The organism is Streptococcus oralis subsp. dentisani (genome assembly GCF_002860905.1).
Taxonomy (GTDB): Bacteria; Bacillota; Bacilli; order Lactobacillales; family Streptococcaceae; genus Streptococcus; species Streptococcus oralis_BA.
This window is the reverse complement of the sequence record NZ_PKIG01000001.1, coordinates 35,719-49,663: the sequence shown is the minus strand read 5'-3', so window position 1 is coordinate 49,663 and position 13,945 is coordinate 35,719. Positions and strand designations below refer to the sequence as shown.

At 42.2% G+C, this 13,945-nt stretch carries 16 protein-coding genes; 10 read left to right on the top strand and 6 right to left on the bottom strand.

What is annotated here, in order from left to right:
- Positions 1-7 precede the first annotated feature (7 nt).
- A complete protein-coding gene (locus CYK16_RS00280; protein WP_060806265.1) occupies positions 8-763 on the top strand; it encodes an SDR family NAD(P)-dependent oxidoreductase in 756 nt (251 codons plus the stop codon).
- Between the two features lie 52 nt (positions 764-815).
- Here the strand turns inward: CYK16_RS00280 and CYK16_RS00275 are convergent, their stop codons facing one another.
- On the bottom strand, positions 816-1,724 hold the full coding sequence (locus CYK16_RS00275; RefSeq protein WP_001222592.1) for a LysR family transcriptional regulator: 909 nt from the start codon (positions 1,722-1,724) through the stop codon (positions 816-818).
- Between the two features lie 63 nt (positions 1,725-1,787).
- On the opposite strand from CYK16_RS00275, the gene CYK16_RS00270 reads away from it, so the two are divergent.
- Both CYK16_RS00270 and CYK16_RS00265 read left to right on the top strand, forming a co-directional pair.
- Positions 1,788-2,057, top strand: coding sequence for a YqgQ family protein (locus tag CYK16_RS00270; protein ID WP_000051787.1), 270 nt, complete (start codon positions 1,788-1,790; stop codon positions 2,055-2,057).
- Complete coding sequence (locus tag CYK16_RS00265; RefSeq protein WP_101776468.1) at positions 2,057-2,440, top strand: rhodanese-like domain-containing protein; 384 nt, start codon at positions 2,057-2,059, stop codon at positions 2,438-2,440. The genes CYK16_RS00270 and CYK16_RS00265 overlap by 1 nt, the downstream gene beginning before the upstream one ends.
- A gap of 33 nt (positions 2,441-2,473) precedes the next feature.
- Here CYK16_RS00265 and CYK16_RS00260 read toward each other — a convergent pair whose 3' ends face one another.
- Positions 2,474-3,199: a pseudouridine synthase gene (locus CYK16_RS00260; protein ID WP_101776467.1), complete on the bottom strand. Its 726-nt coding sequence runs from the start codon at positions 3,197-3,199 to the stop codon at positions 2,474-2,476.
- A 161-nt stretch (positions 3,200-3,360) separates the two neighbouring features.
- Between CYK16_RS00260 and typA the strand changes: the two genes are divergently transcribed.
- The 7 genes from typA (at position 3,361) to pyrE (ending at position 10,826) form a co-directional block, all read left to right on the top strand.
- Positions 3,361-5,202, top strand: a complete 1,842-nt coding sequence (gene typA, locus CYK16_RS00255) for a translational GTPase TypA (protein WP_000164111.1) — start codon at positions 3,361-3,363, stop codon at positions 5,200-5,202.
- A gap of 19 nt (positions 5,203-5,221) precedes the next feature.
- A complete protein-coding gene (locus CYK16_RS00250) occupies positions 5,222-5,476 on the top strand; it encodes a DUF3165 family protein (RefSeq protein WP_060806263.1) in 255 nt (84 codons plus the stop codon).
- A 114-nt stretch (positions 5,477-5,590) separates the two neighbouring features.
- Positions 5,591-6,943 (top strand): UDP-N-acetylmuramoyl-L-alanine--D-glutamate ligase, encoded by a 1,353-nt coding sequence (gene murD, locus CYK16_RS00245; RefSeq protein WP_060806262.1) that lies wholly within the window; start codon positions 5,591-5,593, stop codon positions 6,941-6,943.
- 1 nt (position 6,944) lies between these two features.
- The gene (locus CYK16_RS00240; protein WP_101776466.1) at positions 6,945-8,003 is read left to right on the top strand and encodes a UDP-N-acetylglucosamine--N-acetylmuramyl-(pentapeptide) pyrophosphoryl-undecaprenol N-acetylglucosamine transferase; all 1,059 of its coding nucleotides are present in this window, start codon (positions 6,945-6,947) and stop codon (positions 8,001-8,003) included.
- A gap of 9 nt (positions 8,004-8,012) precedes the next feature.
- A complete protein-coding gene (locus tag CYK16_RS00235; RefSeq protein ID WP_060806260.1) occupies positions 8,013-9,227 on the top strand; it encodes a cell division protein FtsQ/DivIB in 1,215 nt (404 codons plus the stop codon).
- A gap of 232 nt (positions 9,228-9,459) precedes the next feature.
- Entirely contained in the window at positions 9,460-10,161 is a 702-nt protein-coding gene (gene pyrF, locus CYK16_RS00230) for an orotidine-5'-phosphate decarboxylase (RefSeq protein WP_060806259.1), read from the top strand.
- A gap of 32 nt (positions 10,162-10,193) precedes the next feature.
- The gene (gene pyrE, locus CYK16_RS00225) at positions 10,194-10,826 is read left to right on the top strand and encodes an orotate phosphoribosyltransferase (protein WP_045607232.1); all 633 of its coding nucleotides are present in this window, start codon (positions 10,194-10,196) and stop codon (positions 10,824-10,826) included.
- 61 nt (positions 10,827-10,887) lie between these two features.
- Here pyrE and CYK16_RS00220 read toward each other — a convergent pair whose 3' ends face one another.
- From CYK16_RS00220 to CYK16_RS00205, 4 genes are read right to left on the bottom strand one after another with little or no spacing between them, the layout of a single operon-like run.
- Positions 10,888-11,754, bottom strand: coding sequence for a cysteine ABC transporter substrate-binding protein (locus CYK16_RS00220; protein ID WP_060806258.1), 867 nt, complete (start codon positions 11,752-11,754; stop codon positions 10,888-10,890).
- Between the two features lie 11 nt (positions 11,755-11,765).
- Positions 11,766-12,524 (bottom strand): amino acid ABC transporter ATP-binding protein, encoded by a 759-nt coding sequence (locus CYK16_RS00215; protein WP_060806257.1) that lies wholly within the window; start codon positions 12,522-12,524, stop codon positions 11,766-11,768.
- The gene (locus CYK16_RS00210; protein ID WP_060806256.1) at positions 12,525-13,202 is read right to left on the bottom strand and encodes an amino acid ABC transporter permease; all 678 of its coding nucleotides are present in this window, start codon (positions 13,200-13,202) and stop codon (positions 12,525-12,527) included.
- A complete protein-coding gene (locus CYK16_RS00205; protein ID WP_101776465.1) occupies positions 13,162-13,842 on the bottom strand; it encodes an amino acid ABC transporter permease in 681 nt (226 codons plus the stop codon). The genes CYK16_RS00210 and CYK16_RS00205 overlap by 41 nt, the downstream gene beginning before the upstream one ends.
- Positions 13,843-13,945 lie beyond the last annotated feature (103 nt).

The following is a 13,945-nucleotide window of genomic DNA, read 5'->3' as shown; positions in this document are numbered from 1 at the left end:
GATAAGTATGCCTACTATTCTCATTACTGGAGCTAGCGGTGGCCTAGCCCAAGAAATGGTCAAACTTTTGCCGAATGACCAACTGATTTTGTTAGGTAGAAACAAGGAAAAATTAGCCCAACTCTACGGAGACAATCCCCATGCAGAATTGATTGAAATCGATATTACCGATGACTCAGCCTTAGAAACTCTGGTAACAGACCTCTATCTCCGTTATGGCAAGATTGATGTCTTGATAAACAACGCTGGTTACGGGATCTTTGAGGAATTTGACCAGATTTCCGACAAAGATATTCATCAGATGTTCGAGGTCAATACCTTTGCCCTAATGAATCTGTCTCGTCGCCTTACGGCTCGAATGAAGGAAAGTCGAAAAGGCCATATCATCAATATCGTCAGCATGGCAGGATTGATAGCGACTAGCAAGTCCAGTCTCTACTCAGCGACCAAGTTTGCGGCTATTGGTTTTTCAAATGCTCTGCGTCTCGAACTTATGTCGTATGGTGTTTATGTAACGACGGTCAATCCAGGTCCAATCTGTACAGGATTTTTTGACCAAGCCGATCCAGATGGTACCTATCTCAAGTCGGTTGAACGCTTCCTGTTGAAACCAGATGCAGTGGCTAAAAAGATTGTCAAGATTATAGGAAAAAACAAACGAGAACTCAATCTTCCTGTTTTGTTGAATCTAACCCATAAGTTTTATAGTCTCTTTCCTAAGCTAGCTGATAAGTTGGCAGGGGAAACTTTTAATTATAAGTAAAAAGAACCAATGTGCAGGTTGTTGTAGCCTACATATTGGTTCTTATCATTTCTCAACTATCAAACTGGACTTCTTCTAGGAGATAGTCGATAAAGCGTTCGCCCATCTTGGATAGGCTGGTTTTTTCATGCTGGATATAGACTAGCTCAATGGGGTCATCAATGTCTAGTGGGATGGAAACGATATTGTCTCCATTGAGATTGCTGTTCAAAATCCCTGTCGCAATGGTATAACCATCTAAACCAATCAAGAGATTAAAGAGGGTGGCACGGTCACTGACCACGATAGATTTCTTGTGGTGCTCTTGGGAAAGGATTTCCTCTGAAAAGTAGAAGGAGTTGTGTGTCCCTTGGTCATAGCTGAGGTAAGGGAAGTTTTCCAAATCAGACAGTTTCACCTTGTCTTTCTTTGCCAGAGGGTTGGTCTTGCTGACAAAGATATGGGGCTGGGCTGTAAAGAGATGGTGAGCCAGCAGATGGTTGTCATCCAGCATTTTCGTTAAAACATCACGGTTGTAGCTATTTAGGAAGAGGACACCGACCTCACTACGGAAGTTCTTGACGTCGTCGATAATTTCCCAAGTACGAGTTTCACGAAGGAAGAGCTCGTATTTCTCCATATCGCTTTTCTTGAGCAAAGAGACAAAGGCATTGACCACAAAGGCATAGTGCTGAGACGAAACGCTAAAGAGTTCGCGGTGGGCGACAGGATTTTTATAGCGTTCCTCCAGAAGTTGGGTTTGCTCGACAACTTGACGGGCATAAGAGAGGAACTCCATCCCATCACGGGTCAAGGTAATACCCTTAGGATTGCGGATAAAGATCTCAATGCCCATTTCATTTTCCAAATCTCTCACAGCGTTGGAAAGACTAGGTTGAGTGATAAAGAGTTGCTTGGCCGCCTCATTCATGGAGCCAGTTTCGACGATTTTGATAATATAGTGTAATTGTTGAATTCTCATGTTTTTATTGTACCACACTTGCGTCAGAATCGCCAAAGAAGATAGGAAAATCAGGGGCATTGTGTGAGTCTATTCTTGAAAAAAACACAAAATTTTGCTAGAATGAGTCTTATGAAAACATTCTATGATGTGCAACAATTCCTCAAACGATTTGGTATTATTGTTTACATGGGAAAACGCTTATATGATATTGAACTGATGAAGTTGGAACTCTCACGGATTTACGATGCAGGGTTGATGGACAAATTAGACTATCTAGAAGCAGAAGCGGTTCTTCGCAGAGAGCACAAGGTAGAATTGGATTATATTGAGAAAAATGGAGAAAAGAACTAATGGTTACTTGGATTTTGTGGGCACTTATACTAGCATTGTTGGCGTGGATGGGCTTTAACTATCTTCGTATTCGCCGTGCGGCTAAAATTGTAGACAATGAGGAGTTTGAAGCCTTGATTCGTACGGGTCAATTGATTGATTTGCGCGACCCAGCAGAATTCCACAGAAAACATATTCTTGGGGCTCGCAATATTCCTTCAAGTCAGTTGAAGACTAGTCTTGCAGCCCTTCGTAAGGATAAACCTGTCCTTCTTTACGAAAACCAACGTGCGCAACGTGTGACAAATGCAGCCCTTTACTTGAAAAAACAAGGTTTTTCTGAGATTTATATCCTTTCTTATGGTTTGGATTCTTGGAAAGGGAAAGTCAAAGTCGAGAAATAAGAAAACGAGCTTGGATATTTCCGAGCTCATTTTTTAACCACTTTTTCTGAGAAAGTCACGAATACTTGTTAACTCTTTTGAGTTGAAGGGGCAATAGTCTCCCTCTTGAAGATTTTCATCCAAGCTCCAAGGTCCAAAATGGGTGCGTTTGAGAGAGGTCACCTTGACACCAACTGAGAGGAACATTTTCTTGACTTGATGAAATTTTCCTTCTGAAATGGTGATAGAGGCTTGACTAAGGGAAGGACTTGCAGATAGAATTTTTAGCCTTGCAGGTTTACAGACAGTGCCATCTAAAAAGATAATTCCTTTTTGAAAGGCTTGGATATGGTCAGGTGTTAGAAGTCCATTAACCTCAACTCGATAAGTTTTATCGACATGATATTGGGGATGGAGGAGCTGAAAGCCTAAGGGACCGTTATCGGTCAAGAGGAGGAGCCCTGTCGTATCTCGGTCCAGTCGGCCGACGGCATAGAGCTTGTCAGACTGGATGTCAGGTGACAGCAGGTCCATGACGGTTGGAAGTTTCTTGTCTTTGTTGGCTGTAACGACACCAGCTGGTTTATGAAGCATAAGATAGGTGTGCTCATAGCCTCGAATGATTTGGTCTTGAAAAAGGAGTTTTTGTAGTCCTGTATCGATATTTTGGGCTAGGGAGCGGGCTGGGCGACCATCGACTAGAATTTCCTCTTTGAGTAAGGCTTGTTTCATGGCCTTTCGACTGATTTTTTCTTGGGCTAATAAATTATCTAAACGCATACTGTGCCTATCTTATCATAAGTTGTTTGCTTTGAAAAGTCTTGACGTGAAAAGAAAAGCAGAGTGAAAACATTTACACTTGCTTGAATTATGTTATTTACTTGAAATTATGGTATAATCGTTCAGTTAGAAAATAAATTTTGAATATTATAGAGGAAATCATGACAAAATTAAGAGAAGATATCCGTAACATTGCGATTATCGCCCACGTTGACCACGGTAAAACAACCCTCGTTGACGAATTATTGAAACAATCAGAAACGCTTGATGCACGTACTGAATTGGCAGAGCGTGCTATGGACTCAAACGATATCGAAAAAGAGCGTGGAATTACCATCCTTGCTAAAAATACAGCCGTTGCCTACAACGGAACTCGTATCAACATCATGGACACACCAGGACACGCGGACTTTGGTGGAGAAGTTGAGCGTATCATGAAAATGGTTGACGGTGTTGTTTTGGTCGTAGATGCCTACGAAGGAACAATGCCACAGACTCGTTTCGTATTGAAAAAAGCCTTGGAACAAGACCTTGTCCCAATCGTGGTTGTTAACAAAATCGATAAACCATCAGCTCGTCCAGCAGAAGTAGTGGACGAAGTCTTGGAACTTTTCATCGAGCTTGGTGCAGATGACGACCAGCTTGATTTCCCAGTGGTGTATGCTTCAGCGATCAACGGAACTTCTTCATTGTCAGATGATCCAGCTGACCAAGAAGCTACTATGGCACCAATCTTTGACACAATTATCGACCATATCCCAGCTCCAGTAGATAACTCAGATGAGCCTTTGCAGTTCCAAGTGTCACTTTTGGACTACAACGACTTCGTTGGACGTATCGGTATCGGTCGTGTCTTCCGTGGTACTGTTAAGGTTGGGGACCAAGTTACCCTTTCTAAACTTGACGGCACAACTAAAAACTTCCGTGTTACAAAACTCTTCGGTTTCTTTGGTTTGGAACGTCGTGAAATCCAAGAAGCCAAAGCAGGTGACTTGATTGCTGTTTCAGGTATGGAAGACATCTTTGTCGGTGAAACCATTACTCCGACAGACGCAGTTGAAGCTCTTCCAATCCTACACATCGATGAGCCAACTCTTCAAATGACTTTCTTGGTCAACAACTCACCATTTGCTGGTAAAGAAGGTAAATGGGTAACTTCTCGTAAGGTAGAAGAACGCTTGCAGGCCGAATTGCAAACAGACGTTTCCCTCCGTGTTGACCCAACTGATTCACCAGATAAATGGACAGTTTCAGGTCGTGGAGAATTGCACTTGTCAATCCTTATCGAAACAATGCGTCGTGAGGGATATGAACTTCAAGTATCTCGTCCAGAGGTTATCGTAAAAGAAATCGATGGTGTTAAATGCGAACCATTTGAACGTGTTCAAATCGACACACCAGAAGAATACCAAGGTTCTGTTATCCAAAGCCTTTCTGAACGTAAGGGTGAAATGTTGGATATGATTTCAACTGGTAATGGTCAAACTCGTTTGGTCTTCCTTGTTCCAGCGCGTGGTTTGATTGGATATTCAACTGAGTTCTTGTCAATGACTCGTGGTTACGGTATCATGAACCATACCTTTGACCAATACTTGCCATTGATTCCAGGTGAAATTGGTGGTCGTCACCGTGGTGCCCTTGTTTCTATCGATGCTGGTAAGGCTACAACTTACTCAATCATGTCTATCGAAGAACGTGGTACAATCTTTGTCAACCCAGGTACTGAGGTTTATGAAGGAATGATTATCGGTGAAAACTCTCGTGAAAATGACTTGACAGTTAACATCACTAAGGCAAAACAAATGACTAATGTTCGTTCAGCTACTAAGGACCAAACAGCTGTTATCAAGACACCTCGTATCTTGACACTTGAAGAGTCTCTTGAGTTCTTGAACGACGATGAGTATATGGAAGTAACACCTGAGTCTATCCGTTTGCGTAAACAAATCCTTAACAAGGCAGAGCGTGAGAAAGCTAACAAGAAGAAAAAATCGGCTGAATAAGAGCTAGAAAGAGATAAAGATGGTTTATTTAATCATAGGAATCCTCTTATTACTACTCTATGTATTTGCGACACCAGAAAGCATTAAAGGAACAGTCAATATTGTCCTTGTCGTCTTTGCTTTTGTAGCACTTTTGATTTTGCTGATGTTGTCTATCCTGCAAATCTTTCAGCTACCGACAGAATTCTTCATCGCAGTCGCTATGCTCTTCCTAGCATACTTTAGCTTGCGAGATATTACCCTCATGTCGGTCAGTAAAAACAAAAGAAGATAAAAAGAGAGTTTTGGCTCTCTTTTTGCTTGTTAGAATGCTGAATATGAGCATTTTCGTTTAGAATTATTTCCATAAAAATGGTAAAATAGTAAGAGTAGAAATGGAGTTTGAGACATGAAAGTAATAGATCAATTTAAAAATAAGAAAGTCCTTGTTTTAGGTTTGGCCAAGTCTGGTGAATCTGCAGCTCGTTTGTTGGATAAGCTAGGTGCCATTGTGACAGTAAATGACGGGAAACCTTTCGAGGACAATCCAGCTGCCCAAAGTTTGCTGGAAGAAGGAATCAAGGTTATCACAGGTAGCCATCCTTTGGAACTTTTGGATGAAGAGTTTGCCCTTATGGTGAAAAATCCAGGTATCCCCTACAGCAATCCCATGATTGAAAAGGCTTTGGCCAAAGGTATCCCTGTTTTGACTGAGGTGGAATTGGCTTACTTGATTTCAGAAGCACCGATTGTTGGTATTACTGGTTCAAATGGTAAAACAACCACAACGACTATGATTGGGGAAGTTTTGACTGCTGCTGGGCAACATGGTCTCTTATCAGGGAATATCGGCTATTCAGCTAGTCAAGTGGCTCAAACTGCGACAAATAAGGACACGCTTGTCATGGAACTTTCTTCTTTCCAACTGATGGGCGTCCAAGAATTCCATCCTGAGATTGCGGTTATTACTAACCTCATGCCAACTCATATCGATTACCATGGATCATTTGAGGAATATGTAGCAGCCAAGTGGAATATCCAGAACAAGATGACAGCAGCTGATTTCCTTGTCTTGAACTTTAACCAAGACTTGGCAAAAGAATTGGCTACTAAAACACAAGCTACCGTTGTACCATTCTCAACACTTGAAAAGGTTGATGGAGCTTATTTGGAAGATGGTCAGCTCTACTTCCGTGGAGAAGTGGTCATGGCAGCTAGCGAAATCGGAGTTCCAGGTAGCCACAATGTAGAAAATGCTCTTGCGACTATTGCTGTAGCCAAGCTTCGTGGTGTGGATAACCAAACCATCAAAGAAACTCTTTCAGCCTTTGGTGGTGTCAAACACCGTCTCCAATTTGTGGATGAAATCAAGGGTGTCAAATTCTATAATGATAGTAAATCAACCAATATCTTGGCAACTCAAAAAGCCTTGTCAGGATTTGACAACAGCAAGGTCATTCTGATTGCAGGTGGTTTGGACCGTGGTAATGAGTTTGACGAATTGGTTCCAGACATTACTGGACTCAAGAAGATGGTCATCCTGGGTCAGTCTGCAGAACGTGTCAAACGGGCAGCAGACAAGGCAGGTGTGGCATATGTGGATGCGACTGATATTGCAGATGCGACCCGCAAGGCTTACGAGCTTGCGACTCAAGGAGACGTGGTTCTTCTCAGTCCAGCCAATGCCAGCTGGGATATGTATGCTAACTTTGAAGTACGTGGCGACCTCTTTATCGACACAGTAGCGGAGTTAAAGGAATAATATGAAAAAAATTGTCTTTACAGGTGGGGGGACGGTTGGACACGTCACCCTCAATCTTTTGTTAATGCCCAAGTTCATCGAAGATGGCTGGGAAGTCCACTATATCGGGGACAAGCGTGGTATCGAACACCAAGAAATCCTTAAGTCGGGTTTAGATGTCACCTTCCATTCCATTGCGACTGGAAAATTGCGTCGTTATTTCTCTTGGCAAAATATGCTGGACGTCTTTAAAGTTGGATGGGGAATTGTCCAATCGCTCTTTATCATGTTACGAATTCGTCCACAGGCTCTTTTTTCAAAGGGAGGTTTTGTATCAGTACCGCCTGTTATTGCAGCGCGTGTTTCAGGAGTTCCTGTCTTTATTCATGAATCTGACCTGTCTATGGGCTTGGCCAATAAAATCGCCTATAAATTTGCGACGAAGATGTATTCAACCTTTGAGCAAGCTTCAAGTTTGTCTAAGGTTGAGCATGTGGGAGCAGTGACCAAGGTTTCGAACCAAAAAACTCCAGAACCAGATGAATTGGTGGATATTCAAACCCACTTTAATCCTAAATTGCCAACTGTATTGTTTGTCGGTGGTTCTGCAGGCGCTCGTGTCTTTAACCAATTGGTGACAGACCATAAGAAAGAACTGACAGAACGCTACAATATTATCAATTTAACTGGAGATTCTAGCCTGAACGAGTTGAGCCAAAATCTTTTTCGTGTTGACTATGTGACCAATCTCTATCAACCCTTGATGGAATTGGCTGATATTGTTGTGACACGAGGTGGTGCCAATACGATTTTTGAGCTCTTGGCTATGGCAAAATTACATGTTATTGTGCCACTTGGTCGTGAAGCTAGTCGTGGTGACCAGATTGAAAATGCAGCCTACTTTGTAAAAAAAGGCTATGCAGAAGAGCTTCAAGAAAGCGATTTGACCTTGGATAGTTTGGAAGAGAAGCTTTCTCACTTACTAAGTCATAAGGAAGACTATCAAGCCAAGATGAAGGGTTCAAAGGAATTGAAATCTCTAGCAGATTTTTATCAATTATTGAAAAAAGATTTATCATAAGGAAAGTAAATGTCAAAAGATAAGAAAAATGAGGGCAAAGAAATCCTCGAAGAATTGAAAGAGTTATCAGAATGGCAGAAACGAAACCAAGAATATCTAAAAAAGAAGGCTGAAGAAGAGGCAGCCCTAGCTGAGGAGAAGGAAAAAGAAAGACAAGCTCGAATGGGAGAAGAATCTGAGAAATCAGAGGACAAGCAGGACCAGGAGAGTGAAACAGACCATGAAGACTCAGAATCAGCTAAGGAAGAGTCTGAGGAAAAAGTAGAATCCTCAGAGGGTGACAAAGAGGAAGAAGAGATAGAAGAATCAGGATCTAAAGAGGACGAGGACCAGGATAAAAATCTTGCTAAAAAGGAAAAACCAGCCAAAGCAAAGATTCCTGGCCTCCATATCTTACGAGCCTTAACGATTTTATTTCCAAGTCTGCTTTTATTGATTGTCTCTGCTTACTTACTCAGTCCTTATGCGACCACGAAGGATATCCGTGTTGAGGGAACGGTGCAAACTACGGCTGATGATATCCGACAGGCTTCAGGCATTCAGGATTCGGATTATACGATTAACCTTCTGCTAGACAAGGCAAAATATGAAGAGCGGATCAAGTCTAATTATTGGGTTGAATCAGCTCAGCTTGTTTATCAATTTCCAACTAAGTTCACTATCAAGGTTAAGGAATATGATATTGTGGCCTACTATATTTCTGGTGAAAACCATTATCCTATTCTTTCCAGTGGTCAGCTTGAGACCAGTGCTGTGAGTTTGGTCAGTCTACCAGAAACTTATTTATCAGTTCTCTTTAATGATAGCGAACAAATCAAAACCTTTACGTCAGAACTTGCTCAAATTAGCCCAGAACTCAAGGCGGATATCCAAAAGGTGGAATTAGCCCCAAGCAAGGTCACATCAGATTTAATTCGATTGACTATGAATGATTCGGACGAAGTTTTGGTTCCCCTTTCTGAAATGAGTAAGAAATTGCCTTATTACAGTAAGATTAAGCCTCAATTGTCAGAACCAAGTGTGGTCGATATGGAAGCTGGAATCTACAGCTACACTGTGGCGGATAAATTAATTATGGAAGCAGAGGAAAAAGCCAAAAAAGAGGCCGAAGAAGCTGAGAAGAAACAGAAAGAGGAAGAGAAGAAAAGACTGGAAGAACAGCAGAAAAAATTGGAAGAAGAAAGCAATCGAAATCAAACAAGTCAGCGTTCACCGCGTCGTTAGGTTTACCTTTTCTCTTATAGTTCTTTAGTGACCATGTTTTTACTTGACAAGTGCTAGTAGAAATAATAGAATAGTAAAAAACCTTTAAAGCAGTCCAGAGAGGCAGCTAAGGTTAGACGGTGAAAGGGTGGAGACTACCCATTTTTCGTGGAACCTTGCTGTTGGCAGGTTCCTTTTTTCGTGGCTTCTTGTGTCCAGACTCTCTCACTAGCAAAGGTAAAAGGAGAAACCTATGCGAGAACATCGTCCAGTCATTGCTCTTGATTTTCCTAGTTTTGAGGCGGTCAAGGAATTCTTAGCTCTTTTTCCAGAGGAAGAAAGCCTTTATCTAAAGGTAGGGATGGAGCTTTATTACGCAACGGGGCCTGAGATTGTGTCTTACTTGAAAGATCTGGGTCACAGTGTCTTTTTGGATCTTAAACTTCATGACATTCCCAATACAGTCAAATCAGCCATGAAAGTCCTGTCTCAGCTTGGTGTGGATATGACCAATGTTCATGCTGCTGGCGGTGTAGAGATGATGAAGGCTGCGCGTGAAGGTCTTGGAAGTCAAGCCAAATTGATTGCTGTTACTCAGCTCACATCAACGTCAGAAGCCCAGATGCAGGAGTTCCAAAATATCCAAACTAGCCTGCAAGAGTCTGTGATTCATTATGCTAAGAAGACAGCTGAAGCTGGATTAGATGGTGTTGTCTGCTCGGCTCAGGAAGTGCAGCTCATCAAGCAGGCCACCAATCCAGATTTTATCTGTCTGACACCGGGCATTCGTCCTGCAGGTGCTGCAGTAGGAGATCAAAAACGCGTTATGACACCTGCTGATGCCTATCAAATCGGCAGTGACTATATCGTAGTAGGACGTCCCATTACCCAAGCTGAGGATCCTGTTGTAGCTTATCATGCCATCAAGGATGAATGGACACAGGACTGGAATTAAAGAATAGATTATAAAAATAAAAGGAGAATACCATGACACTTGCTAAAGATATCGCTAGCCACCTCTTGAAAATTCAAGCCGTTTATCTCAAACCAGAGGAGCCTTTCACTTGGGCATCTGGTATCAAGTCGCCGATTTACACGGATAATCGTGTGACATTAGCCTATCCAGAAACTCGTACTCTCATTGAAAATGGTTTTGTGGATGCTATTAAAGAAGCCTTTCCTGAGGTTGAAGTGATTGCAGGAACTGCGACAGCTGGGATTCCACACGGAGCTATCATTGCTGATAAGATGAACTTGCCATTTGCCTACATCCGTAGCAAACCAAAAGACCACGGAGCTGGTAATCAAATCGAAGGTCGCGTAGCTCAGGGTCAAAAAATGGTAGTGGTGGAAGATCTTATTTCAACAGGTGGTTCTGTTCTTGAAGCTGTAGCAGCTGCTAAACGAGAAGGAGCAGAGGTTCTCGGTGTTGTAGCGATTTTCAGCTACCAATTGCCAAAAGCAGATAAGAACTTCTCAGATGCAGGTGTCAAACTAGTGACGCTTTCTAACTACAGTGAGCTCATCCATCTAGCCCAAGAAGAAGGCTACATTACGCCAGAAGGCCTTGATCTTTTAAAACGTTTTAAAGAAGACCAAGAAAATTGGCAAAACGCCTAAAACATAGAAAATCAGGTAGTCACTAGGATTACCTGATTTCTTTTTGTGATTTCATTGAGTATTAGTTGACTTTTCCACCTTCAACAACTAGGTCATCTGCTTTAGCAGCGTCACCGTAGGTTGGGTGAAGTGTTTTTTCATAGGCCTTGTGGAAGAAGTTTTCCTTACCTAATTTTTCAATATCTTTATTGATGAAGTCTAGCAATTCTTGGTTGCCTTTTTGAACTGCTGCTGCGATGGTATCTGGATCACCGAGGGAAGTAATTCCTACTTCAAATCCTTTATTTTCAAGCGCCCAAGCTAGGACTTCCGTATTGTCAGTAGAGAAGGCATCTCCACGTCCGTCAAGAAGAGCTTGGTAAGAGTCACTGTATTGGTCGTATTTTTGGAGTTTGATTTCTGGATGATTCTTTTCAAAATAAGTCTCAGCAGTCGTTCCTTTTGTGACAATCAAGGTTTTACCTTCAAGTTGTTTGACGTCTGTAATGAGACCAGTCTTAGGTGATACGACTCCAAGTGAAACTTTCATGTATGGAAGGGCAAAATCAACTTGTTTCTTGCGTTCGTCAGTTACTGTAAAATTGGCAAGGGTAATATCCACCTTGTTTGAAATCAAGTATTCAGCACGGTTGGCAGCGTCGACTGAAACGTATTTAACCTTAACACCAAGGTCTTGGGCCAGTTGGTTCCCAAGTTCAATATCGTAACCTTGGTAGGAACCGTCATTGTCAACGTAACCAAAGGGTTTCTTGTCTCCAAATACGGCGATTCGTAGTTCACCGCTTTTTTTGATTTCATCGATTGTGCGAGCCTTGGCAGTAGTTTTGCCAGAGGATGAACCAGCGTTTCCACCTGAACTACAAGCTGTGACAAAGATTAGGGCAAAGGCAAGAGCCAAAACAGTTAAAAGTGGTTTGAATAGTTTCATAAGAATCTCCTTTATAGATATGAGCCAAATTGGCTAAAGTCAAAGACATTTAAAAATTCCTGGGCTCGTTTGGTTTGAGGATTTGTGAAGAAGGCTTGAGCTGTTCCTTCTTCAGCAATTTTCCCTTGGTCTAGGAAGATAATGCGGTCGGCAATGGCTTGAGCAAACTGCATTTCATGAGTTACTAAAATCATGGTACGGCCTTCTTGGGCTAAGTCATTGATGAGTTCCAGAACTTCACGCACCATTTCTGGGTCCAGAGAAGCAGTCACTTCGTCAAAAAGGATGATTTCTGGATGCATGAGGAGGGCACGGACAATTGCAACCCGTTGCTTCTGTCCACCAGATAATTGACGGGCAAAGCTATGCTGTTTATCCAGCAAACCAACACGCTCCAGTAGTAGCAGAGCTTCTTCCGTTACTTCCTTCTTGTCGCGTCCCTGAGCTTTGATAGGGCCTAGGATGAGGTTTTGAAGGACATCCAGATGGGGAAAGAGTTCATAGCTTTGAAAGACCATACCAATCTTTTGGCGAACCAGGTGAAAATCTTTTTTATTTTCAACAATAGACTGACCGTCCAGCAGGATGTCTCCACCTTGAATACTTTCTAAGCCATTGAGGCAACGAAGGAGGGTACTTTTTCCACAACCTGATGGTCCTAGAATAACTACAACTTCCCCTTTTTTGATATCTAGAGAAAGCCCTTGGAGGATGGGATTGTCTCCGAAGGATTTTTTTAGTTCCTTGATTTCTAAGATAGTTTCAGACATTTAGTTCCTCCAATGTTTTTCTAGGTGAGTGGATAGTTTGGAAATAGGAAAGCAAACTGCGAAATATAAGACTAGGATGGTTCCATAAATCCAAAAGGAAGCAGTTGGGATAGTCAGGCGATTGCTATCGATGATTTGTTGTCCAACCTTGGTAACTTCAACTACCCCAATCAAGACAACCAAGGAAGTGGTTTTGATCATTCGAGTAACAAGATTGATAGCCTGCGGTAGCAGTCTTCTCAAAACCTGTGGGATGATGATGTGGTAGTAAAGTTGAACATTGGTTAAACCTAGCGCCTGTCCACTTTCAAACTGATGCTTAGGGAGGGAAGTGATGGCTCCACGTACCAAGTCTCCCATTTCAGCTGTTCCCCAGAGGGTAAAAACGATAATAGCTGAAGTCTCGCCTGAGATATTGATATTAAAGTTTCGAGCTAAGCCAAAGTAAACGATGAAGAGTAGCACCAGCTGGGGCATGATACGGATAAATTCCAGATACAATCGTGTTAAAAATCGTACGATTCTAGAATGGGAGGTCATGATGATTCCCATGACTGTTCCGAACATCATGGATAAGAGGACAGACAAGATGGATATTCCAATCGTAACGCCCAATCCCTGTAAGATTCTCAAGAGATTATTTCCCTGAAAGAGTACTTGGATTCCCGAATCCTGCATGGCGGAGCCTCCTTTCTATCCAGCTAAAGACCAGTGAGATGGGTAGCAGCATGATCAGATAAGCAACTACCAACATAGCTAGCGCAATGTCTGTCTCATAGTAGAGCCCAATCAAGTCCTTGGCGACATACATGAGATCGGCCAAAGCCACTGCTGAGAAAACAGAGGTTTCCTTGATCAGGAAAATGACATTGGCACTAAAAGAGGGGAGTGCCACCGCTGTTGCTTGCGGAAGAACCACATAGCGAAAGACCTGTATAGGTGTCAGACCGATAGCTAATCCAATCTCCTGCTGGGTTTGACTGACGGCTTCCAGCCCACTTCGGAAAGATTCTGCCATATAGGAGCCTCCTAAAAAGACCAGTCCTAAAGTGGCACAGACTTCTGAAGATAGGACAATCCCTACTCTAGGAAGACCGAAGTAGAGAAAGAAGAGTTGAATCAAAAGGGGCGTATTGCGTGACAATTCAATATAGTCTGTCGCTACTTGCGCCAAAACAGGGATTTGATAGTGTCGGATGATACTAACGATTAAGCCGAGCAGAAAGGATCCCAGAATCCCCCAAACTGCAATATGCAAGGTCAGAAGAAATGCCTTTTGATATAGTGGTAGATATTGTTCAACAATGGACCAATCCAAAAATAGAACCTCCAATCTAGAAAGATTACAGTTATTGTAGCACTTAAAATCTCCTTTGGATAATATCTATTTTTTATTGCCCTTATAAGGATTTTTTATCATA